This window comes from Pseudomonas sp. BF-R-30 (genome assembly GCF_019956175.1).
GTDB classification, from domain to species: Bacteria; Pseudomonadota; Gammaproteobacteria; order Pseudomonadales; family Pseudomonadaceae; genus Aquipseudomonas; species Aquipseudomonas jessenii.
The window spans coordinates 44,603-65,332 of record NZ_JAHBDE010000010.1 but is presented as its reverse complement, the minus strand read 5'-3'; the positions used below and the strand labels follow the sequence as shown (position 1 = coordinate 65,332).

Here is a 20,730-nt window from a genome sequence, read left to right as displayed (position 1 = left end):
CTCTCATGGCAAGCGGTTGCGCAGAGCGGCAACCACGTTGAAGGTTTGATCGCTCACGCGGTGGTTCGGATCGGTGAGGGTCAGGCTCAGGCGAACGCTACGAATCAGCGCGGGGTTCGGCGGGTTGCTGCTGTAGCGCGAAGCAGCCAGATCAGTGGCTGTGCTGGCCAGGCCGAAGCTCACGTCGAAAGCGCTGACGTTATCCACCAATACCTGGTCTGCTGCGGCCCCGCCCTTCATGAGCAGTTGGTTGTTGTTGAAGCTGTAAATCAGCCGCCGGATCGGAAATGCCAGTTGCCCTGCCACTGGCGTCCGACCTTCACTGTAGGCCGTCGAATTGGTTCTACAATCGGAAAGCACGGTCCAGTCCGGCTTGTCGCCGTTGCTGCCGACATCCGCCGTAACCAGCGTCAAACTGCGACTGCCATTGTCCCAACGGATCGGCGTTACACGATTGGCATGGAAATCACCTTTCTTGCTGGAATCAGTGATCCTTTCCAGGCAACCGAACATCCCGACCATGCGAATCTCCTGAATCATTTTGCTCAAAACGAAACGTGCGTCCTCCTGCATGTTCGCGGCCGCATTCTGGCTGAGATAGGTGTTCTTGGCCGCGATGAAAACCTGCACCACGCCCAGCACCACGATCAGGCTCAACGCCATGGCGATCAGTAACTCGACCAGGCTAAAACCCCTGCTGCGGCGCCTCACGGGATCACCATCGGATCAATGGCTGCGCGGCTGCTCAGGATGAAGCTGCGTCGCGAATCGGCAGTATTCGCGGCCCGTGAGTCGTCCCAGGTAATAGTGATGGTGTACACCTGCCGGTTAACGGTAACACTGCCCGTCGCGGAGGCTCCGAGTGAACTGACGATGTTGGCGTTGAAATCAAACAGATCCTGATCCCGGGTAACGTCCGGATTGCCCGAGGCCGGCGGCGCAATGGTGTAATCCGCTGCGGCGTTGGCGCGAATGCGGTCCATCAGGTCGTAGGCGATAAAACTGGCCTGACTGGTCATGCGCGCACTGTCCGTGTACTTCAGCGCATTGAGCTGAAACGCCGCAGCCCCCAGCAGGCCCACTCCCAGAATGACTAACGCCACCAGGACTTCGACCAGCGTCATGCCCTCCTGCACGCCTTGCCTCCCTGCCCTCATCCGCAATTTCCACCCAATAGAATTCGTCCGTTCAAACACACCGTCAGCGTCCTGCTTTGTGCGCCCCGCCCATAGCTGATCACCACCTCTGAGGACGGTGATGACAATCCGCCCATACTGTTGAAATCGATGGCAGTGACGTCAGAGGTTAGCGCCAGAGTTGCACCGCCGCTCATCGCCGGAACAACCCGCAATACATTGGCCAAAGCGCCAGTACCGTCGTAAACCGTCAGTTCCCCACTCCAGACATCCCCACCGGCCGTCGGTCGCACCCGTGTGGCATTGCCCCGATCGATGGCTTCAAGCCGGGCAAAATTCAGGGCTCGTCGCAGGTCAGCGATTTCAGTATCCGCCCTCGTTGTTTGCATCGAGCGGGTAAACGCCGGGACAGCCAGAGTCAGCAGAATCAGAAGGATCGCGATCGCGACCAGCAACTCGATCAGCGTGAAACCTTTTGTAGGATGATCCATCGGGGCCTTCTGCTTCCTTCGGCTATACCTGCTCTTGCGCAGCACAACATTCGAGCGATGCGGTGCGTTTGCGTTGCCATTTCTCGTGCAGGGATTGCGCGGGCTACAGCACACCACGGAGGGAGATGTCATGCGGCAACAAGGCTTCAGTCTGATCGAACTGCTCATGGGACTGGCAATTACAGGAATTGTTCTGCAGTTGGTCAGCCCGGCGTTCGCAACGCTGATCGAGTCGAACCAAAGACAGCAAGCGGCGCAGGCCCTTTTCAGCAGTATTCGCACTGCCCGGAGCGAAGCCATCGTCCGCAACCAGGCCGTGGTGATTCACGGCATCAATGGCGACTGGAGCCAAGGCTGGCGGATGATTCTGGATATCAGCGGCAAGGGGGAGATGGACAGCGACAATCCACTGCTGGCCGAACGCCAGAGCGGCGCACGCGTGTCGATTGTGGGGAACGGTCCAGTCGAAAGCTCCATACGATTCAGAGGTCAGGGCGAGTCACTGATTGGAGGGACGTTATACATTTGCACCCTTCGCGAACCGGTAAGCCAACATCAAGTGGTGTTGGCACGGACCGGTCGCGTCAGCCTGCGCAACGACAAGGTTGGGCAGCCGTTATGCGAAAAAGGGAATCAATTCAGAGCAACGAACGAACGCGCAGTTCTTTAGGCATCGAGAACGTGATGTTCTCCTCGCGACCTGCCAATTCATCGGCTCCGGTGGCACCCCAGGCCTGCAACTGCTGGATCACGCCGCGCACCAGGACTTCCGGGGCGGATGCGCCAGCGGTGATGCCGATACGCTCGACGCCGTCGAACCAGCTCTGTTGCAGGTCTTCGGCGCCGTCGATCAGGTAGGCCGGAGTGGACATGCGCTCTGCCAATTCGCGCAAGCGATTGGAGTTCGAGCTATTCGGACTGCCGACCACCAGCACCACATCACATTCGTCGGCCAGTTGCTTGACCGCGTCCTGGCGGTTTTGCGTGGCGTAGCAAATGTCGTCCTTGCGCGGTCCACCGATGGCCGGGAAGCGCGCACGCAGAGCGTCGATAACGCGACTGGTATCGTCCATCGACAATGTGGTCTGGGTCACGAAGGCGAGCGCTTCAGGATTTTTCACCTGCAAAGCCGCGACATCCTTCTCGTCTTCGACCAGGTAGATCGCGCCGCCATTGCCAACATCGTACTGGCCCATGGTGCCTTCGACTTCCGGGTGACCGGCGTGGCCGATGAGAATGCACTCTCGGCCGTCACGGCTGTAGCGCGCCACTTCGATGTGGACTTTGGTCACCAGCGGGCACGTGGCGTCGAACACTTTCAACCCACGGCCAGCCGCTTCGCTGCGCACGGCCTGGGAAACGCCGTGGGCACTGAAGATCACGATGACGTCGTCCGGCACCTGATCCAGCTCTTCGACGAAGATCGCACCACGGGAGCGCAGGTCTTCGACGACAAATTTGTTGTGGACCACTTCGTGGCGTACATAGATCGGCGGCCCGAAGACTTCCAGGGCGCGGTTGACGATTTCGATCGCCCGGTCCACACCGGCGCAGAAGCCACGGGGGTTGGCGAGTTTGATTTGCATGCTGTGCCTCGTGTCTTGCGCGCGAAAACAATGAAAAACAAACTGTGGGAGCGAGCTTGCTCGCGATGGCGGAGTGTCAGTCAATATCAAAATTGAATGTCAGGCACTCATCGCGAGCAAGCTCGCTCCCACAGGGTCCGGTGGCAACAGAAGCTGCCCCGTAATGCCTTACAGCGCTTTGACGGAGATGATCTCTACGTCAAAGGTCAACGTCTTGCCCGCCAGCGGGTGGTTGAAGTCGATGGTCACTTGCGCGTCATCGAACTCTTTGACCACGCCCGGCAGTTCAGTATTGGCCGCATCGTTGAAGATCACCAGCAAACCTGGCGACAGCTCCATGTCCTGGAACTGTGAACGCGGGATGATCTGCACGTTTTGCGGGTTGGGCTGGCCGAAAGCGTTTTCGGGCTCGATGCTCAGCGTGCGCTTGTCACCGGCCTTGAAACCGAACAGCGCCGCTTCGAAACCTGGCAACAGGTTGCCGTCACCGACCTTGAAGGTCGCCGGGGCTTTATCGAAGGTGCTGTCCACCGTGTCGCCGTTCTCCAGGCGCAATGCGAAATGCAAGGTGACTTCCGTGTTCTGGCCGATGCGTTGCTCAGCCAATACCTGTTCAGTCATGAACGGTTTCTCCGGTCTTTTTACTTTTGAACATATCCAGTGCCAGCATGACAGCACCAACCGTGATTGCGCTGTCGGCAAAGTTGAACGCCGGGAAATACCAGCGATTTTGCCAATGCACCAGAATGAAATCGATCACATGGCCCAGGGCAATGCGGTCATACAGATTGCCCAGCGCGCCGCCGAGCACCAGTGCCAGCGCAACCGCCAGCCAGGTCTCGTTGCGCCCCAGACGCTTGAGCCACACCACCAGCACCGCACTGACCACGACAGCGATCAACGCGAATAGCCAGCGCTGCCAGCCGGAGCTGTCAGCCAGGAAGCTGAATGCCGCGCCAGTGTTGTAGGCCAGGGTCCAGCTGAAGTAATCGGGGATGATTACGATCTGCTGGTACATCTGGAGCTTGCCTTCGAAGTAGAACTTGCTGGCCTGGTCGATGACCAGGACCAGCAAACTCAACCAGAGCCAGCTCAGCCGTCCGAAACGGCCAACGGCATTAGGCATAGTGACGGACCTCGCCAGCGCCGCTGATGTTGTCGACGCAACGGCCGCAGATTTCCGGATGCTCCGGGTTCACACCGACGTCTTCACGGCAGTGCCAGCAACGAGCGCACTTGGCGTGGCCCGACTTGACGATTTTCAGCTTCAGGCCGCTGACTTCAGTGACCACGGCATCGGCCGGTGCTTGCACCAATGGCGCAACACTGGCGGTCGAAGTGATCAGTACAAAGCGCAGTTCGTTGCTCAACTTGGCCAGGTCGGCGGTGAGCGCGTCTTCGGCGAACAGCGTCACTTCGGCCTGCAGGTTGCCACCGACAGCCTTGGCTGCACGCTGGATTTCCATTTCCTTGTTGACCGCGACCTTGACCGCCATGATCCGGTCCCAGTAAGCGCGATCCAGCTCGATGCCTTCCGGCAGTTCGCTCAGGCCTTCATACCAGGTGTTGAGCATGACAGACTCGTTACGCTCGCCCGGCAGGTACTGCCACAGTTCGTCGGCGGTGAACGCCAGGATCGGCGCGATCCAGCGCACCAGCGCCTCGGAGATGTGGAATAGCGCAGTCTGGCAGGAACGACGGGCCTTGCTGTCGGCTCCAGTGGTGTACTGACGATCCTTGATGATATCGAGGTAGAAGCCGCCCAGTTCCTGCACGCAGAAGTTGTGGATCTTCGAGTACACGTTCCAGAAGCGGTATTCGCCGTAGTGCTCTTGCAGTTCGCGTTGCAACAGCAGGGTACGGTCCACGGCCCAACGGTCCAGAGCCAGCATTTCTTCGGCCGGCAGCAGGTCGGTGGCCGGGTTGAAGCCGGTCAGGTTCGAAAGCAGGAAACGCGCGGTGTTACGGATACGCCGGTAGGCGTCCGCACTACGTTGCAGGATCTGCTCGGAAACCGCCATTTCACCCGAATAGTCGGTCGAAGCGACCCACAGACGCATGATGTCGGCACCCAGGGTGTCGTTGACTTTCTGTGGCGCGATCACGTTGCCCAGGGACTTGGACATCTTGCGGCCGGACTCGTCGACCGTGAAGCCGTGAGTCAGCAGTTCGCGATACGGTGCGTGGTTGTCGATGGCGCAACCGGTCAGCAGCGACGAGTGGAACCAGCCACGGTGTTGGTCCGAACCTTCCAGGTACAGGTCGGCGCGCGGGCCGGTTTCGTGACCCATCGGGTGCGAACCGCGCAGAACGTGCCAGTGCGTAGTACCCGAGTCGAACCAGACGTCGAGGGTGTCGCTGATCTTGTCGTACTGCGGCGCTTCATCGCCCAGCAGTTCGGCGGCGTCCAGCTTGAACCAGGCCTCGATGCCTTCGACTTCAACACGCTTGGCAACTTCTTCCATCAGCTCGACGGTTCGTGGGTGCAGCTCACCGCTTTCCTTGTTCAGGAAGAACGGGATCGGCACGCCCCAGTTGCGCTGACGGGAGATGCACCAGTCCGGACGGTTGGCGATCATCGAGTGCAGACGCGCCTGGCCCCAGGCCGGAACGAACTGGGTCTCTTCGATGGCTTTGAGCGAGCGCTGACGCAGGGTGTCGCCGGTGGTCGGCTGCTTGTCCATGCCGATGAACCACTGCGCGGTAGCGCGATAGATCAGCGGGGTTTTGTGGCGCCAGCAGTGCATGTAGCTGTGTTCGATGACGGTGGTGTGCAGCAACGCACCGACTTCGGTCAGTTTGTCGACGATGGCTGGGTTGGCCTTCCAGATGAACTGGCCGCCGAAGAATTCCAGCGACGGAACGTAAACGCCGTTGCTTTGGACCGGATTGAGGATGTCATCGTTGACCATGCCGTACTTCTTGCAGGTCACGAAGTCGTCCACGCCGTAGGCCGGAGATGAGTGAACCACACCGGTGCCGGCGCCCAGTTCAACGTAGTCGGCCAGGTAAACCGGCGACAGACGGTCGTAGAACGGGTGACGGAAGTTGATCAGTTCCAGCGCTTTACCGGTGGTGGTCGCAACGACCGAGCCTTCCAGCGAGTAGCGCGCCAGGCACGACTCGACCAGCTCTTCAGCCAGCACCAGCAGTTTGTCGCCGACGTCGACCAGGGCGTAGTTGAATTCCGGGTGAACGTTCAGCGCCTGGTTGGCCGGAATGGTCCACGGGGTGGTGGTCCAGATCACGATCGAGGCAGACTTGGCCAGCGACGGCAGACCGAATGCGGCAGCCAGTTTGGCTTCATCGGCAATCGGGAAGGCCACGTCGATGGTCGAGGACTTCTTGTTCTCGTACTCGACTTCCGCTTCAGCCAGGGCCGAACCGCAGTCGAAGCACCAGTTCACAGGCTTCAAGCCCTTGAACACGAAACCGCCCTTGACGATTTCGGCCAAGGCACGGATTTCACCGGCCTCGTTCTTGAAGTCCATGGTCTTGTACGGGTTGGCGAAGTCACCCAGCACACCCAGGCGGATGAACTCGGACTTCTGCCCTTCGATCTGCTCGGTGGCGTAGGCCCGGCACAGTTCGCGGGTCTTGTCCGCGCCCAGGTTCTTGCCGTGGGTCACTTCGACCTTGTGCTCGATCGGCAGGCCGTGGCAGTCCCAGCCCGGAACATAAGGCGCGTCGAAGCCCGACAGGGTCTTCGAGCGGATGATCATGTCCTTGAGAATCTTGTTCAGCGCATGACCGATGTGAATCGAGCCGTTGGCGTACGGAGGGCCGTCGTGCAATACGAACTTCGGACGATCCTTGCCAATCTCGCGCAACTTTCCGTACAGGCCAATACTGTCCCAGCGCTGCAGGATCTGCGGTTCGCGCTGTGGCAGGCCGGCCTTCATTGGGAAGGCGGTGTCCGGAAGGTTTAGCGTGGCTTTATAGTCGGTCATTTAAGGCTCTTCATTAGCGATGGGCGCTAGGTGCGGCTAGTGCACGGGCGGCGGCGACATCCGCGTTGATCGCCGTTTTCAACGCCTCCAGAGAGGCGAAACGCTGCTCTTCACGCAGCTTGTGGTGGAAAACCACCGTTAAACGCCGGTCATACAGATCGCCGGCAAAATCTAAAAGATGTATTTCAAGGTGGGCCTTGCCATCACCTTGTACCGTTGGCCGCACGCCGATGTTGGCGACGCCTGGCCAGGTCTTGCCGTCGATGTCGACGTTGACCAGGTAAACCCCGGAAAGCGGAACGCGACGGCGCTTGAGTTGTATGTTGGCCGTGGGCGTACCCAACTGGCGAGCCAGCTTCTGGCCGTGGAGAACCCGCCCGGTAATCTGGAACGGCCGACCCAGCAGTCGCTCGGCCAAGGCAAAATCAGCTGCGGCCAGGGCATTGCGGACCTGAGTGCTGCTGACGCGAATACCGTCCAGCTCAACGGTTTGCGCCGCCTCGACGGTAAAACCCTGAACGATGCCGGCCTGCTGCAGGAAATCGAAATCTCCCGCGCGGTCACAGCCGAAACGGAAGTCATCCCCGACCTCCAGGTGCTGGACGCCAAGACCGTCGACCAGAATGGTATCGACGAACTCACTGGCACTGAGCTTGCTCAGGCGCTGGTTGAAAGCCAGGCACAGAACACGGTCGACGCCTTCGGCAGCCAGCAATTGCAGCTTGTCCCGCAGGCGGGCCAGACGGGCCGGCGCGGTGTCCGGAGCGAAGAACTCTCGCGGTTGCGGCTCGAAAATCACCACGCAGCTGGGCACGCCCAACTCGAGCGCACGCTCACGCAGGCGCGCCAGGATAGCCTGGTGGCCGCGGTGTACACCGTCAAAGTTGCCAATAGTGGCGACACAGCCCCGATGCCGGGGGCGCAGATTGTGGAGGCCTCGAACCAGCTGCATAACGCGCTTCTTGCTCATAAAGTGGTCGATTATAACCACACCCGGCGGCCGACGACAGGCAACACCGTAACCCAAAGTGATCGAGCCGACAAAACCGCCGGCTCGCCCGTGTTTATCAAGGCCAGAACCTCAGCCCAGCGCCTTGCGATTGAAGTCGCGCAAACGGAAGCCCATCAACACTAACATGCCGAAATAAGCCACCACACCGGCAACGACCAAGGCACCCAGACGCAGGAAACGCTCAAGCATCTGCCCCTCGCCCCAGGCCGGCATGAAATGCATCCCTGCCAGCAACACGCCAGACATCACCGCTACCGCAACCACCAGCTTGAAGCCGAACTTTGCCCAGCCCGGTTGCGGCTGGTACATCTGCTGTTTACGCAGCTGATAGAAGAGCAGCCCTGCATTGAGGCAGGCGCCGGCGCTGATGGCGAGCGCCAGGCCCGCGTGAGCCAGCGGACCGATCAGCAACAGGTTGAACAACTGAGTGACGACCAACGTGAAAATTGCGATTTTTACCGGCGTGCGGATGTTTTGTTGCGCATAAAAGCCCGGCGCGAGCACTTTGATCACGATAATTCCGAGCAAACCGATGGAATAGGCGATCAACGCGCGCTGAGTCATGGCCGCATCATGGGCATCAAACTGGCCGTACTGGAACAGCGAAACCGTCAACGGCTCGGCCAGAATCCCCAGCGCGAAGGCGCAAGGCAATACCAGCACGAAGCATAGACGCAGGCCCCAATCGAGGATGCGCGAGTATTCGTGGCGATCCTTGCTGGCGTAAGTCTTGGCCAGAGTCGGCAGCAGAATCGTCCCCAGCGCCACGCCCAACACGCCGGATGGCAACTCCATCAAACGGTCGGCGTAGTACATCCAGGACACGGAACCTGCGACCAGGAACGAAGCGAAAATCGTATTGATGATCAGCGAGATCTGGCTCACCGATACCCCGAGAATCGCCGGCAACATCTGTTTCATCACCCGCCAGACGCCGCTGTCGCGCAGGTTCAGGCGCGGTAACACCAGCATGCCAATCTTTTTCAGGTGCGGCAGTTGATAGAGCAACTGTGCCAGTCCACCCACCAGCACCGCCCAACCGAGCGCCATTACGGGCGGATCGAAGTACGGTGTCAGGAACAACGCAAAAATAATCATGCTGACGTTGAGCAGCGTCGGCACGAATGCCGGGACCGAAAAACGGTTCCAGGTGTTGAGGATCGCACCCGCCAGCGACGACAGGGAAATCAGCAATATGTAAGGAAAGGTCACCCGCAACAGGCTCGTGGTCAGCTCGAACTTCTCGGGCGTATCGATGAAACCCGGCGCGGTCACCCAGATGACCCACGGGGCGGCAATCATGCCCAATGCCGTGACGAGTGCCAGCACCAGCGTCAGCAGGCCGGAAACATAGGCAATGAAGGTTCGCGTCGCCTCATCCCCTTTCTGACTTTTATATTCGGCAAGAATCGGTACGAATGCCTGGGAAAACGCCCCTTCGGCAAAAATCCGTCGCAACAGATTGGGCAGTTTGAAGGCGATGAAGAAGGCGTCTGTCGCCATTCCCGCGCCGAATGCACGCGCAATAAGGGTGTCACGAACGAATCCCAAAACCCGGGAAAGCATCGTGATAGAGCTGACGGCGGCCAACGATTTGAGCAGATTCATTGAAAGAGTTTGTGCCTGTCGATAAACAGCAGGCGAACTACGCGCCCACTTATGCGATACTCCGCGCCGCAACAGCACAGAGCCAAAGCTCGCGAGTTTACAGGTCGCACGCTGGAAAGAAATATCCAGAGGTGTAGCACCTACCACTTAGCGGAACGTCTCAACCGCCCTTGACAAGACCTCAACTCATCGGCATGATTCGCGGCCTATTTTGTTTGCTATTTCCTAAAAAGTCTTTCGAGGAGCTCGACGGTGGCCAACTCACCTTCCGCCAAAAAACGTGCAAAACAGGCTGAGAAGCGTCGCAGCCACAACGCCAGCCTGCGTTCCATGGTTCGTACCTACATCAAGAATGTAGTTAAGGCCATCGACGCAAAAGACGCTGCCAAAGCTCAAGCTGCTTACGTTCTGGCTGTGCCAGTTATCGACCGTATGGCCGATAAAGGCATCATCCACAAGAACAAGGCCGCTCGTCATAAGAGCCGCCTGAATGGCCACGTGAAGGCCCTGAACGTTGCCGCTGCTGCCTAAGCGACTCGTTCATTAAAAAACCGACCTCAGGGTCGGTTTTTTATTGCCTGCGATTTGCTGAACGCAGCACAAAAAAATGTGGGAGCGGGCTTGCTCGCGAAGAGGGAGCGTCAGTAGACGCACATGTCATCTGATACACCGCATTCGTCGGATCGCCGCCCGGAGACAAGCCCGCTCCCACATTTCGTTTTGCGTAAGGTTACTGAGCGTGCGCCCACGGCAAAATCGGAATCGCCGTCACCGCATTCTGCGGACTGCCCTCGATCAGGCGATCGCTGTACACCAGGTACACCAGCGTATTGCGCTTTTTGTCGAGGAAGCGCACCACCTGCATGGTCTTGAACACCAGAGACGTGCGCTCCTTGAACACCTCGTCACCATCCTTGAGCTCACCCTTGAAGCTGATCGGTCCGACCTGCCGGCAAGCGATAGACGCTTCGGCACGATCCTCGGCCAAACCAAGACCACCCTTCACCCCGCCGGTCTTGGCGCGCGACAGATAGCAGGTCACGCCGTCGACCTTGGGATCATCAAAGGCCTCGACCACGATCCGGTCATTCGGCCCGACGAACTTGAACACCGTCGACACCTGACCGATCTCTTCGGCCGACGCCAGCAGCGGCATCGCCAACAGCAATCCCAACAATCCTTTTGCCACGCGCATTCAGGTATTCCTTCAGACCAGGATCAGGTTATCGCGGTGAACCAGCTCCGGTTCCGCCATGTAACCCAACAGACCGACAATCGCCTCAGACGACTGACCGATGATTTTTTGCGCCTCCAGCGCACTGTAGTTGGCCAGGCCACGGGCAATCTCGCGACCGTCCGGCGCCACGCAAACCACCATCTCGCCGCGACGGAAGCTGCCCTGCACCAATTTGACCCCAACCGGCAGCAAGCTCTTGTTGCCCTGAGACAATGCAGTCACCGCACCCGCATCCAGCACCAGGGTGCCACGGGTTTGCAGATGACCGGCCAGCCACTGCTTGCGCGCCGCCAACATGCCGCGCTCCGGCGACAGCAGGGTGCCGATGCGCTCGCCCGCCTTGAGGCGATCCAGCACACGCTCAAGCCGCCCGCCAACGATGATGGTGTGAGCACCGGAACGGGCCGCCAGACGCGCAGCACGCAATTTGGTCTGCATACCACCACGCCCCAGCGCACCACCGGTGCCACCCGCCACCGCGTCGAGCGCCGGATCATCGGCGCGCGCCTCGTAAATCAGCTGGGCATCCGGATTGTTGCGCGGATCAGCATCGAACATGCCGTCGCGATCCGTCAGGATCACCAGCAAGTCCGCCTCGACCAGGTTCGCCACCAGCGCCGCCAGGGTGTCGTTGTCGCCAAAACGGATTTCGTCGGTGACCACGGTATCATTCTCGTTGATCACCGGGATAACCTTCAGCTCGACCAGCGCACGCAAGGTGCTGCGGGCGTTCAGGTAGCGCTTGCGGTCGGACAAGTCGTCGTGAGTCAGGAGAATCTGCGCGGTATGCCGGCCATGCTTGGCGAAGCTCGACTCCCAGGCCTGCACCAACCCCATCTGGCCGATTGCGGCGGCAGCCTGAAGTTCGTGCATCGCACTGGGTCGCGAGGTCCAGCCCAAACGGCTCATGCCGGCCGCCACCGCCCCGGAGGACACCAGCACCAGCTCGACGCCCGCCTCATGCAAGGCCACCATCTGCTCAACCCAGACACCCATTGCCGCGCGATCCAGGCCTTTGCCGTCCGCCGTCAGCAAAGCGCTGCCGATCTTCACGACCCAACGCTGCGCACCTGTCACCTTGCTCCGCATCATCTTCAACCTTAGCTTGAGGGCAGCGCGACCTAGCACTGCCCGTGACGTTATTCGTGGTTACTCGTGGCCAACAATCGATTTCCAGATACCAAAACGCCGCTCGATTGAGCGGCGCTTAAGTTTATCGCAACGAATCAGTCACGCACGTAAATGATTTCCGGACCGTCTTCGTCATCCACATCTTCTTCGTCCCAATCATCGTCACCGATGTCATGGACCGACTTCACGCCGCTACGACGCAGGGCACGCTTGTCATCCAGCGCCTGCAGTTGCGCGCGAGCTTCGTCTTCGATGCGCTGATCGAGATCGGCCAACTCTTCCTTGTAGGCCGGGTCATTGGCCAGGCGATCGGCACGATCTTCCATGTAACGCATGATGTCGTGGCACAGACGCTCGGTACCGAGTTTGGAGATGGCCGAGATCACGTAGACCGGACCAGTCCATTCCAGGCGATCAACGATTTCCTTGACGCGAGCATCATGCTCTTCATCAAGGATCTGATCGCACTTGTTCAGGACCAACCAGCGATCACGCTCCGCCAGGGATGGGCTGAACTTGATCAGCTCATTGACGATCACTTCAGCGGCATCCGGTGCGCTGGCATCATCCAGCGGCGCCATGTCCACGAGGTGCAGCAGCAGACGCGTACGCGCCAAGTGCTTGAGGAAGCGAATGCCCAGACCAGCACCTTCGGAAGCGCCTTCGATCAAACCCGGAATATCGGCAATGACGAAGCTCTTCCAGCGATCGACGCTGACCACACCCAGGTTCGGCACCAGCGTGGTGAACGGGTAGTCGGCAACTTTCGGCTTGGCAGCCGAAACCGAACGGATAAAGGTACTTTTACCGGCGTTCGGCAAACCCAGCAGACCCACGTCAGCCAGTACTTTCATTTCCAGCTTCAGGTCGCGCTGCTCGCCCGGCTTGCCCGGAGTGGTCTGGCGCGGCGCACGGTTGGTACTGGATTTGAAACGGGTATTGCCCAGACCATGCCAGCCGCCCTGCACCACCATCAATTTCTGTCCGGCCTTGGTCAGGTCGCCGATGACTTCCTGAGTCGCGGAGTCGATCACCGTGGTGCCGACCGGAACACGCAGGATCAGGTCTTCACCCTTCTTGCCGGTGCAGTCGGTGCTGCCGCCGTTGGAGCCACGCTCGGCATCGAAGTGCCGGGTGTAACGGTAGTCCACCAGGGTGTTGAGGTTTTCGTCGGCCATCATGTAGATGGAACCGCCGTCACCGCCATCACCGCCGTTCGGGCCACCGTTCTCGATAAATTTTTCCCGACGGAAACTCATGGCGCCATTGCCGCCATCACCAGCCTTTACGCGAATCGATACTTCATCAACAAACTTCATAACAAACGCCTCTCGCCATACGGACGAGCCGAAAAACAATCAAGACATAAGACTCTTGCAAAAATGAGCGCAGCGACCCTGAACCACGATACCTACATCGTACGCCGACAGCCCATACAAACAGCTTTGCAAGAGACTCACCCCACAAACGAAAAAGCCCCGTCGCGAGACAGGGCTTTTCCAGCGATCGCGCAATTAAGCTGCGACTACGCTCACGTAACGACGACCGAAGGCGCCTTTTACTTCGAACTTGATCACGCCTTCGACTTTAGCGAAGAGGGTGTGATCTTTACCCATGCCAACGCCGTAGCCAGCGTGGAATTGGGTGCCGCGCTGACGCACGATGATGTTGCCTGCTTTGATAGCCTGGCCGCCATACATCTTCACGCCAAGGCGTTTGGCTTCTGAGTCGCGACCGTTACGGGTACTACCACCAGCTTTTTTGTGTGCCATGAGTTCAATTCTCCTAGTGAGGAATTAGGCTGTAATTAAGCCTGAATACCGGTGATTTTGATCTCGGTGTACCACTGGCGGTGGCCCATACGCTTCATGTGGTGCTTACGGCGACGGAACTTGATGATGCGGACTTTATCGTGACGACCTTGGGAGATCACTTCAGCCACAACGGTAGCGCCAGCAACAACTGGAGCGCCGATATTCACGTCGTCACCGTTGGCAACCAACAGAACGCGATCAAAGGTAACGGATTCGCCGGTAGCGATTTCCAGTTTTTCGATCTTCAGGTATTCACCTGGGGCGACTTTGTACTGCTTGCCGCCAGTAACGATTACTGCATAAGACATGGTATTTCTCCGATAATCCTGCTCACCCAGCTCTTTATAAGAAGAGGTATTGGCTGGCATGGCTGCATGGGGCTGGAGGCCCGCTTGCAATTGCGTAAGGCAGGTGCTGCCCAGGAAGTTCAGGGTGCGCGATTGTACGCAAGCCACGCTAGCCTTGCAAGAGGCCGTCCATCGCGCCTTGACACCTGCAAGCGTGGGTCCTAGCATGCCGCGCAACCCTTCTGGAGCGACTGTCGCTGATGCAACCCCAAGCTTTCTACCGCGCGGTGGCGGACGATTTTAGCGCCGTCGACGGCATCATCAAGAAGCAGCTGACTTCCCGAGTGCCGCTGGTATCGAAAATCGGCGATTACATTACCTCGGCCGGCGGCAAACGCCTGCGTCCTTTACTGGTGTTGCTGTGTGGCAAGGCCCTGGGCCGCGAAGGCGATGACCTGCGCCTGCTGGCCGCGACCATCGAGTTCCTGCACACCGCCACCCTGCTGCATGACGATGTGGTCGACATGTCCGGCATGCGCCGTGGCCGCTCGACCGCCAACGCCATGTGGGGCAACGCGCCAAGCGTACTGGTCGGTGACTTCCTGTATTCGCGCTCATTCGAAATGATGGTCGAACTTGGCTCGATGCCGGTGATGAAGATCCTTTCGCAAGCCACGCGCATCATCGCCGAAGGCGAAGTATTGCAGCTGTCGAAGGTGCGGGACGTCAGCACCACCGAAGAAACCTACATGGAAGTCATCCGCGGCAAGACCGCGATGCTCTTCGAAGCCTCGACCCACAGCGCCGCCGCCCTGTGCCAGGCCACGCCGGAACAGGCCGAAGCCCTGCGTACATTCGGTGATCACCTGGGCGTGGCCTTCCAACTGGTCGACGACCTGCTCGACTACAAAGGCGACGCCGAAACCCTGGGCAAGAACGTCGGTGACGATCTGGCCGAAGGCAAGCCGACCCTGCCACTGATCTACACCATGCGCGAAGGTACGCCGGAACAGGCCGCCCTGGTGCGCAAGGCGATCCAGAAAGGCGGAATCGAAGACCTGGAAAGCATCCGCGAAGCCGTGGAAGCCTCGGGCTCGCTGGAGTACACCGCGCAACTGGCACGCGACTATGTGGCGCGCGCAATCCAGTGTCTCGAAGCGTTGCCTGCCAGCGAGTACCGCGATGCACTCGTTGAGCTGAGCGAGTTCGCGGTCGCGCGTACGCACTGACAACACTGCAAGCCCCCTGTGGGAGCGAGCTTGCTCGCGATTAGGCACTTACATTCAACATCGTTGTTGACTGAAAGGACGCCATCGCGAGCAAGCTCGCTCCCACAGGTTTGTTCCCCACAGGTTTTCCCGCGCTGCACCCCTCCCCGCTAAAACCCTATACAATGTGCGCTTTTTAGCGATCCTGAATCCAAGGAGCCTTAGTGAGCACGTTGCCACCCTGCCCAAAATGCAATTCCGAATACACCTATGAAGACGGCGCCCAGCTGATCTGCCCCGAGTGCGCCCACGAATGGTCCGCCAGCGGTGAAGCCGAAGCTGTGTCCGATGACACAGTGAAAAAGGATTCGGTCGGCAACGTCCTGCAAGACGGCGACACCATCACCGTGATCAAGGACCTCAAGGTCAAGGGTACGTCTTTGGTGGTCAAGGTCGGCACCAAGGTCAAGAACATCCGCCTGTGCGATGGCGATCACGACATCGACTGCAAGATCGACGGCATCGGCCCGATGAAACTCAAGTCCGAGTTCGTCAGAAAAGTCTGAGCCTGCTGTTATCCATCCCGCGCCTGGCGCGGGATGGCGCCCCCCCCCTGCTTCGCCCAGTAATTCCTCGCAATAGCCAAACGCCAGTCCTTTTGACCTGACGCAATCTTTACCCGGAAAAAAGCGCAAATCGCCAATAGGCCCTTGCTATTTGATGAATAAGAATTATTCTCATCAAACCTTCAATGGAGATGAGAATCATGACTTATCTGATCGATGCCTGGCTGGACCGCCCACACCCTTACCTCAGGATCCTGCATCGGGAAACCGGGGAAGTCTGTGCAGTGCTTGAAGAAGAAGCCTTGAGCGAACTGCAGGACCAAGGTGATCTTGACCTCAATGGCCTGAGTTCCAGTGAGCCGGTGGTGCTCAAGGAACTGGTGCGTAATCTGTTTCTGTTCTGCTATGCCCGGGCGTTGCGCCCGCACAGTGAACTGCACCACAAGATCGAAGTATGAGACACCGTAAAAAAACTGTGGGAGCGGGCTTGCTCGCGAAAGCGGTGTGTCAGGCAACTTGTTTGTCGACTGAATAAACGCCTTCGCGAGCAAGCCCGCTCCCACATTAGCCCGTCATAGCGACAGGCCAGGTATTACAGTACGTCGAGCAGTTCGACGTCGAATACCAGTACGCTGTGCGGCGGAATGCTGCCAACGCCTTGAGCGCCGTATGCCAGCTCGCTCGGCACGTACAGGCGCCATTTGCTACCGGCGTTCATCAGTTGCAGGGCTTCGGTCCAGCCGGCGATCACGCCGCCAACCGGGAATTCCGCAGGCTGGCCGCGCTCGTAGGAGCTGTCGAACACTGTGCCGTCGATCAGGGTGCCGTGGTAATGAGTACGCACGGAGTCTTCACGGGATGGCTTGGCGCCTTCGCCAGCGGTCAGGACTTCGAACTGCAGGCCGGAAGCCAGAGTGGTGATGCCTTCACGCTTGGCGTTTTCAGCCAGGAAGGCCAGGCCTTCGCCAGCAGCCGCTTCAGCCTTGGCTGCAGCTTCGGCCTGCATGATTTCGCGGATGACTTTGAAGCTGGCGGACATTTCTTCCTGACCCACACGGCTTGGTTTGCCGGCGAATGCGTCGGTCAGACCAGCCAGGATCGCGTCCAGGCTTACGCCCGGTGGCGGGTTGTCGCGCAGTTGGTCGCCCAGCTGACGGCCAATACCGTAGCTGACGCGGGTTTCGTCGGTGGACAGATTTACTTCGGACATGACACTGCTCCGCTGTGCGGACGGCTCGGGAACTTGCCATGCGTGCACAGCGCGTCCCGGAGCGCCCGGAACCAAAAGGGCCAGCAGACTAGCACAGATGTCATGCCTTTGATGAGGGACCTCAGGCGATCGGCACCTTCAGGTTTTCCTCAACATCGGCAACCAGACCGCACATTTCGTCGTGCACGACCGTGTGCACAAGGTTGAAGTGCAACTTGGGAAAGGAGCGCAGCACATCACGGGCATGCTCCACCGAACGCAGGCTCATCATGTGTCCGTGGGTATCGCTCAATGGATACGCCGCGCCATGCATCCGCGCCTCCAACAGGTAGATGCCCCCCTCCATCGAGATCAGGTTCAGCTCATCGACCTTCCCGGCGACGGCATACGCATTCAACTCATGCAGGGTCATGAACGCACCTCACGCAGTGGCGAACCAACATACTTACAGGGATAGGCCTCGGCGCATCAAAGCACAAGCCACAAGCGACGCCGCCCGTCTGTTTCATCACGCCCCTCTGTAGGAGCGAGCTCGCTCGCGATGCTTGCCAACGATGACGCGGGAAACCTGACACCCCGCGGCGATCTTGAGTCCATCGCGAGCGGGCTCGCTCCTACAGCAGATGGGTAAATCAGTGCTTGGTGACTTTATCCAGGTAACCCATGGCGAAGGCCGAGACCACGAAGGTCATGTGGATGATCACATACCACTGCAAATGCTCGGGATCGACGTTCTTGGCGTCCATGAAGATGCGCAGCAGGTGAATGGACGAGATCGCCACGATCGATGCGGCCACCTTCATCTTCAGCGACGAAGAGTCCATGGTGCCCAGCCAGTTGAGTTTTTCCTTGCTGTCGTCGATGTCCAGTTGCGAGACGAAGTTTTCGTAGCCGGAAATCATCACCATCACCAGCAAACCGCCCACCAGGGCCATGTCGATCAGCGACAGCAGTACCAGGATCAAGTCCGATTCGGCCATCGAAAACACGTTCGGGATGACGTGGAAGACTTCCTGGAAGAATTTCAGTGCCAGCGCCAGCAGTCCGAGGGACAGGCCGAAATAGATCGGCGCCAGCAGCCAGCGCGAGGCGTACATTGCATTTTCGATAAAGCGTTCCATTGAATCTCACACGTTGGACTGGAAATGGCGGCGAGTATACCAGCCACCCGTCCATACCCAGAAGCAGCCAGAAACCGTCGAAAAATCCGTCACCTGCGCCTGTGTATCAAAGTTTTTCTGCTAGTGTCCAAATCATTGACTGCTCAGTGATGTCGGACAGGAAGACTGGAAATGGATGTGCAATTGCCTTTGACGAGTGCCGGAATTTGCCTGGCGCTGCTGCTGAGCGGCTGCTCACCCAGCGAAGAAAAACGCCAGGTCAGCCTCGAAGAAAAAACCGCGCAGTTCGAAAAGTCGCTGGACGCCATTCAGGATCCGAAGCTCAAGGATGCCGTGTCGGAACTGGGCGGCTCACTGCTGCTGCTCGAACGCGCGCAACTCAAGCTCGACAGCAAGCCGGTGGAAACCGAATACGGCGAAGACGCCCTCGCCATGCTCAAGCACTACCCGAGCCCGCAGGCCCTGGTCGACACCTACATCAACGGGTTGTTCGTGCTGCAAAAGGACTCCGGTTCCGACTATCTGATCGATCTGCAGCCAGTGTTTCCCTTCACGTTCAGCGTTCCTGCCGCGTTTTTGTTTCCCCATGGCCTGGAATGGCAGTCGGTCACGCTAAGCAACAAACGGGTGATTCCCTTCCAGCCGGAATGGTCGGAAACCGACCCCGGCATTCAGCTCAGCCCATCGAGCTCCAACCTGACCAACCCCGATGACCTGACCGTGGCCTACCCCTTCATCGAAGGCCTCGACATTGACAGAAAGCAGCAACCGCAACCGGTGAGCCTGCAAGGCAAAGTCGAAGTCATCGCGCCACGGCGCCTCTACAGCTTCGACCTGACGAAAAAGGACGTAGGCCAGACCCGCACCAATGACAACCTGAGCGTCACCCTCCTCACATTGACGAACAACTACGCGGAAATCGAATACAACAACAGCACGCCGCTGGCCCCCGAAGTCAGTGAAGCACCGCTCAACCCGCTGATCGTCCAGGCCAGGGACAGCACCGGGCAATTCATCGCGCGCGCCGGTTCAATCAACGAAACCTCGGTACAAATTGCCTTCTATCAGCAGCAACTGGCCAAGATGCAGCAGCAAAAGAGCTGGAGCGAGTCCCTGGAAAAACAGCTCGATGAAGAACAACGCAACTTTGAGAAACAGCAGGCTCGACATTATTCGAAGGTGTACTTCAACGGGACGATCGAAACTCTCGAAGTCAGCATGCTGGATTTTTCTACCGTCACGGTCACCCGAAAGGACCTCGACCTACCGATCCGGCGCTTCGATGCCTATACCACGGACAAGTCCATCCAGCCCTTGAACCTGTCCGTGGTGGTCTATGACGACCAGGCGGCGGGCTGGCTGAAAGGGGCAACGCTGAGTGAGGATCAGCTGAAAAAGAACGTCAGCATCAGTCAGTCGGTCGACGACCCCAGCGCTGCGCGAATCGAATTCACTCACCTGCGTACCTTCAACGATGAGCTGCTCGGCACATCGTTCAACCCCGGTGAAAGTCCGGTGAGCTTCTTTACCGAAGACACTCGTGGCAATCGCGACGAGCCGATCGAACTGCCGTCAGAGGCGTACCAGATCGATCCCCTGCGCGGCACCATCACTTACGATCTGAATCTGTTTCCACAAACCCCGGCCTATGCGGTGGGCTCGATGCCGTTGTTCCTGGCCACGGTCGACAAGCAAACCGTCGAAGCCCGTCAACTGCCCAAGGGCCTCGCGCTCAAAGACAATGCACTGGTGGTGGACCTGAAGGTATTTCCCGCCCAGGACTGGCGCTTTTTCGCCAAGGACGACAGCGGTAGTTACTTGAAGGAGATTCTATCGGTCAGTCATGGCGCGAGCGCACAAGGGCCGGCGCAGTTTGCCGTGCATTACTTCTACGGACAGCCTACGCGCCTGGAAACCTATCAGCGCACTGATCTCACCACCGTGCAATATGGTTTCGAAGTCAAACTCGACAAGGCCGACATGACGCGCCTTGATCAATAGTGCCACTCAGTGCTCGGGGTGAAACTCGAAGCCGCCCATGTTCCGGCAGCGACCACCGTTGATTTCCCGCAGTTGGGCTTGCAGGTGCAGGCACCAGATTTGCGGATCGTCGGCCAACTCGTAGCCGTGCAGGGTCAGGCTTTCAACGATGGTGTCGAGGATTGATTCAGCGACGAACGGACCGTGGAACGGGCCTTGGGCCTTGATGGCCGAAGGTTGTTCACCGGCCATTCCGGCGGCGAACAGCAGAGTCCACATGCCCGTATCTCCCGCCAATGGACGGATGGCACATTCGATACGGGTCACAAGGCCCAGGCATTGACGGGTGAGGCAGAGGTTGCGCGACATGGCGGCGACCCTCGGTAGATCCGG

At 58.8% G+C, this 20,730-nt stretch carries 24 protein-coding genes; 6 read left to right on the top strand and 18 right to left on the bottom strand.

Going from position 1 to position 20,730, the window contains the following annotated elements:
• Positions 1-3: 3 nt before the first annotated feature.
• Genes KGB20_RS06630 through KGB20_RS06620 form a run of 3 tightly spaced genes read right to left on the bottom strand, consistent with a single transcriptional unit; the run spans position 4 to position 1,627 of the window.
• Complete coding sequence (locus KGB20_RS06630; RefSeq protein ID WP_154910675.1) at positions 4-711, bottom strand: PilW family protein; 708 nt, start codon at positions 709-711, stop codon at positions 4-6.
• Entirely contained in the window at positions 708-1,157 is a 450-nt protein-coding gene (gene pilV, locus KGB20_RS06625; RefSeq protein WP_154910674.1) for a type IV pilus modification protein PilV, read from the bottom strand. Before pilV ends, KGB20_RS06630 begins: the two co-directional genes overlap by 4 nt.
• On the bottom strand, positions 1,154-1,627 hold the full coding sequence (locus tag KGB20_RS06620) for a GspH/FimT family protein (RefSeq protein ID WP_154862174.1): 474 nt from the start codon (positions 1,625-1,627) through the stop codon (positions 1,154-1,156). The genes pilV and KGB20_RS06620 overlap by 4 nt, the downstream gene beginning before the upstream one ends.
• 130 nt (positions 1,628-1,757) lie before the next feature.
• Between KGB20_RS06620 and KGB20_RS06615 the strand changes: the two genes are divergently transcribed.
• Positions 1,758-2,297, top strand: a complete 540-nt coding sequence (locus KGB20_RS06615; RefSeq protein WP_154910673.1) for a GspH/FimT family pseudopilin — start codon at positions 1,758-1,760, stop codon at positions 2,295-2,297.
• Here KGB20_RS06615 and ispH read toward each other — a convergent pair.
• From ispH to murJ, 6 genes are all read right to left on the bottom strand, one after another.
• Entirely contained in the window at positions 2,266-3,213 is a 948-nt protein-coding gene (gene ispH / locus KGB20_RS06610; protein WP_154910672.1) for a 4-hydroxy-3-methylbut-2-enyl diphosphate reductase, read from the bottom strand. The genes KGB20_RS06615 and ispH overlap by 32 nt on opposite strands.
• A 168-nt stretch (positions 3,214-3,381) precedes the next feature.
• Positions 3,382-3,819: an FKBP-type peptidyl-prolyl cis-trans isomerase gene (gene fkpB / locus KGB20_RS06605; protein WP_172435403.1), complete on the bottom strand. Its 438-nt coding sequence runs from the start codon at positions 3,817-3,819 to the stop codon at positions 3,382-3,384.
• 7 nt (positions 3,820-3,826) lie between these two features.
• The gene (gene lspA / locus KGB20_RS06600; protein ID WP_007970932.1) at positions 3,827-4,339 is read right to left on the bottom strand and encodes a signal peptidase II; all 513 of its coding nucleotides are present in this window, start codon (positions 4,337-4,339) and stop codon (positions 3,827-3,829) included.
• Positions 4,332-7,163: an isoleucine--tRNA ligase gene (gene ileS / locus KGB20_RS06595; protein WP_154910671.1), complete on the bottom strand. Its 2,832-nt coding sequence runs from the start codon at positions 7,161-7,163 to the stop codon at positions 4,332-4,334. Before ileS ends, lspA begins: the two co-directional genes overlap by 8 nt.
• Before the next feature lie 13 nt (positions 7,164-7,176).
• Positions 7,177-8,115: a bifunctional riboflavin kinase/FAD synthetase gene (gene ribF, locus KGB20_RS06590; protein WP_173677972.1), complete on the bottom strand. Its 939-nt coding sequence runs from the start codon at positions 8,113-8,115 to the stop codon at positions 7,177-7,179.
• Between the two features lie 129 nt (positions 8,116-8,244).
• Entirely contained in the window at positions 8,245-9,783 is a 1,539-nt protein-coding gene (gene murJ, locus KGB20_RS06585) for a murein biosynthesis integral membrane protein MurJ (RefSeq protein ID WP_154910670.1), read from the bottom strand.
• Between the two features lie 252 nt (positions 9,784-10,035).
• On the opposite strand from murJ, the gene rpsT reads away from it, so the two are divergent.
• Entirely contained in the window at positions 10,036-10,314 is a 279-nt protein-coding gene (gene rpsT / locus KGB20_RS06580) for a 30S ribosomal protein S20 (protein WP_007970922.1), read from the top strand.
• A 199-nt stretch (positions 10,315-10,513) separates the two neighbouring features.
• Here rpsT and KGB20_RS06575 read toward each other — a convergent pair whose 3' ends face one another.
• The 5 genes from KGB20_RS06575 to rplU form a co-directional block, all read right to left on the bottom strand.
• Complete coding sequence (locus KGB20_RS06575; RefSeq protein WP_008022496.1) at positions 10,514-10,978, bottom strand: CreA family protein; 465 nt, start codon at positions 10,976-10,978, stop codon at positions 10,514-10,516.
• A 12-nt stretch (positions 10,979-10,990) separates the two neighbouring features.
• Positions 10,991-12,109: a glutamate 5-kinase gene (gene proB, locus KGB20_RS06570; protein ID WP_057713234.1), complete on the bottom strand. Its 1,119-nt coding sequence runs from the start codon at positions 12,107-12,109 to the stop codon at positions 10,991-10,993.
• Positions 12,110-12,246: 137 nt separating this feature from the next.
• On the bottom strand, positions 12,247-13,470 hold the full coding sequence (gene cgtA, locus KGB20_RS06565; RefSeq protein WP_008052064.1) for an Obg family GTPase CgtA: 1,224 nt from the start codon (positions 13,468-13,470) through the stop codon (positions 12,247-12,249).
• A gap of 195 nt (positions 13,471-13,665) precedes the next feature.
• Positions 13,666-13,923: a 50S ribosomal protein L27 gene (rpmA, locus tag KGB20_RS06560; protein ID WP_003281574.1), complete on the bottom strand. Its 258-nt coding sequence runs from the start codon at positions 13,921-13,923 to the stop codon at positions 13,666-13,668.
• A gap of 35 nt (positions 13,924-13,958) precedes the next feature.
• Positions 13,959-14,273 carry a 50S ribosomal protein L21 gene (rplU, locus tag KGB20_RS06555; RefSeq protein WP_003176051.1) on the bottom strand — a complete coding sequence of 105 codons (315 nt, stop codon included), beginning with the start codon at positions 14,271-14,273 and terminating at the stop codon, positions 13,959-13,961.
• A 239-nt stretch (positions 14,274-14,512) separates the two neighbouring features.
• Between rplU and KGB20_RS06550 the strand changes: the two genes are divergently transcribed.
• From KGB20_RS06550 to KGB20_RS06540, 3 genes are all read left to right on the top strand, one after another.
• A complete protein-coding gene (locus tag KGB20_RS06550) occupies positions 14,513-15,481 on the top strand; it encodes a polyprenyl synthetase family protein (protein WP_154910669.1) in 969 nt (322 codons plus the stop codon).
• A 203-nt stretch (positions 15,482-15,684) separates the two neighbouring features.
• Positions 15,685-16,026 (top strand): zinc ribbon domain-containing protein YjdM, encoded by a 342-nt coding sequence (locus tag KGB20_RS06545; protein WP_008154270.1) that lies wholly within the window; start codon positions 15,685-15,687, stop codon positions 16,024-16,026.
• A gap of 200 nt (positions 16,027-16,226) precedes the next feature.
• The gene (locus KGB20_RS06540; RefSeq protein ID WP_154862169.1) at positions 16,227-16,484 is read left to right on the top strand and encodes a hypothetical protein; all 258 of its coding nucleotides are present in this window, start codon (positions 16,227-16,229) and stop codon (positions 16,482-16,484) included.
• A 134-nt stretch (positions 16,485-16,618) separates the two neighbouring features.
• Here the strand turns inward: KGB20_RS06540 and KGB20_RS06535 are convergent, their stop codons facing one another.
• The 3 genes from KGB20_RS06535 to KGB20_RS06525 all read right to left on the bottom strand — a co-directional run bounded on the left by KGB20_RS06535 (position 16,619) and on the right by KGB20_RS06525 (position 18,357).
• The gene (locus tag KGB20_RS06535) at positions 16,619-17,236 is read right to left on the bottom strand and encodes an FKBP-type peptidyl-prolyl cis-trans isomerase (RefSeq protein WP_008022510.1); all 618 of its coding nucleotides are present in this window, start codon (positions 17,234-17,236) and stop codon (positions 16,619-16,621) included.
• A gap of 121 nt (positions 17,237-17,357) precedes the next feature.
• A complete protein-coding gene (locus tag KGB20_RS06530; RefSeq protein ID WP_008022513.1) occupies positions 17,358-17,648 on the bottom strand; it encodes a DUF6482 family protein in 291 nt (96 codons plus the stop codon).
• Between the two features lie 220 nt (positions 17,649-17,868).
• A complete protein-coding gene (locus tag KGB20_RS06525; RefSeq protein ID WP_007970904.1) occupies positions 17,869-18,357 on the bottom strand; it encodes a TIGR00645 family protein in 489 nt (162 codons plus the stop codon).
• Positions 18,358-18,528: 171 nt separating this feature from the next.
• On the opposite strand from KGB20_RS06525, the gene KGB20_RS06520 reads away from it, so the two are divergent.
• Positions 18,529-20,358 (top strand): hypothetical protein, encoded by a 1,830-nt coding sequence (locus KGB20_RS06520; RefSeq protein ID WP_154910668.1) that lies wholly within the window; start codon positions 18,529-18,531, stop codon positions 20,356-20,358.
• A 6-nt stretch (positions 20,359-20,364) separates the two neighbouring features.
• On the opposite strand, the gene KGB20_RS06515 is transcribed toward KGB20_RS06520, so the two are convergent.
• Positions 20,365-20,706: a hypothetical protein gene (locus KGB20_RS06515; RefSeq protein WP_008052055.1), complete on the bottom strand. Its 342-nt coding sequence runs from the start codon at positions 20,704-20,706 to the stop codon at positions 20,365-20,367.
• Positions 20,707-20,730 lie beyond the last annotated feature (24 nt).

What these genes read in the sequence shown, in the direction of transcription:
- pilV (WP_154910674.1), bottom strand. Translation starts at nt 1,157, where the DNA reads ATGAGGGCAGGGAGGCAAGGCGTGCAGGAGGGCATGACGCTGGTCGAA.
- KGB20_RS06620 (WP_154862174.1), bottom strand. Translation starts at nt 1,627, where the DNA reads ATGGATCATCCTACAAAAGGTTTCACGCTGATCGAGTTGCTGGTCGCG.
- KGB20_RS06615 (WP_154910673.1), top strand. Translation starts at nt 1,758, where the DNA reads ATGCGGCAACAAGGCTTCAGTCTGATCGAACTGCTCATGGGACTGGCA.
- ispH (WP_154910672.1), bottom strand. Translation starts at nt 3,213, where the DNA reads ATGCAAATCAAACTCGCCAACCCCCGTGGCTTCTGCGCCGGTGTGGAC.
- lspA (WP_007970932.1), bottom strand. Translation starts at nt 4,339, where the DNA reads ATGCCTAATGCCGTTGGCCGTTTCGGACGGCTGAGCTGGCTCTGGTTG.
- ileS (WP_154910671.1), bottom strand. Translation starts at nt 7,163, where the DNA reads ATGACCGACTATAAAGCCACGCTAAACCTTCCGGACACCGCCTTCCCA.
- ribF (WP_173677972.1), bottom strand. Translation starts at nt 8,115, where the DNA reads ATGCAGCTGGTTCGAGGCCTCCACAATCTGCGCCCCCGGCATCGGGGC.
- murJ (WP_154910670.1), bottom strand. Translation starts at nt 9,783, where the DNA reads ATGAATCTGCTCAAATCGTTGGCCGCCGTCAGCTCTATCACGATGCTT.
- KGB20_RS06575 (WP_008022496.1), bottom strand. Translation starts at nt 10,978, where the DNA reads ATGCGCGTGGCAAAAGGATTGTTGGGATTGCTGTTGGCGATGCCGCTG.
- proB (WP_057713234.1), bottom strand. Translation starts at nt 12,109, where the DNA reads ATGCGGAGCAAGGTGACAGGTGCGCAGCGTTGGGTCGTGAAGATCGGC.
- cgtA (WP_008052064.1), bottom strand. Translation starts at nt 13,470, where the DNA reads ATGAAGTTTGTTGATGAAGTATCGATTCGCGTAAAGGCTGGTGATGGC.
- rpmA (WP_003281574.1), bottom strand. Translation starts at nt 13,923, where the DNA reads ATGGCACACAAAAAAGCTGGTGGTAGTACCCGTAACGGTCGCGACTCA.
- rplU (WP_003176051.1), bottom strand. Translation starts at nt 14,273, where the DNA reads ATGTCTTATGCAGTAATCGTTACTGGCGGCAAGCAGTACAAAGTCGCC.
- KGB20_RS06550 (WP_154910669.1), top strand. Translation starts at nt 14,513, where the DNA reads ATGCAACCCCAAGCTTTCTACCGCGCGGTGGCGGACGATTTTAGCGCC.
- KGB20_RS06540 (WP_154862169.1), top strand. Translation starts at nt 16,227, where the DNA reads ATGACTTATCTGATCGATGCCTGGCTGGACCGCCCACACCCTTACCTC.
- KGB20_RS06535 (WP_008022510.1), bottom strand. Translation starts at nt 17,236, where the DNA reads ATGTCCGAAGTAAATCTGTCCACCGACGAAACCCGCGTCAGCTACGGT.
- KGB20_RS06530 (WP_008022513.1), bottom strand. Translation starts at nt 17,648, where the DNA reads ATGACCCTGCATGAGTTGAATGCGTATGCCGTCGCCGGGAAGGTCGAT.
- KGB20_RS06525 (WP_007970904.1), bottom strand. Translation starts at nt 18,357, where the DNA reads ATGGAACGCTTTATCGAAAATGCAATGTACGCCTCGCGCTGGCTGCTG.
- KGB20_RS06520 (WP_154910668.1), top strand. Translation starts at nt 18,529, where the DNA reads ATGGATGTGCAATTGCCTTTGACGAGTGCCGGAATTTGCCTGGCGCTG.
- KGB20_RS06515 (WP_008052055.1), bottom strand. Translation starts at nt 20,706, where the DNA reads ATGTCGCGCAACCTCTGCCTCACCCGTCAATGCCTGGGCCTTGTGACC.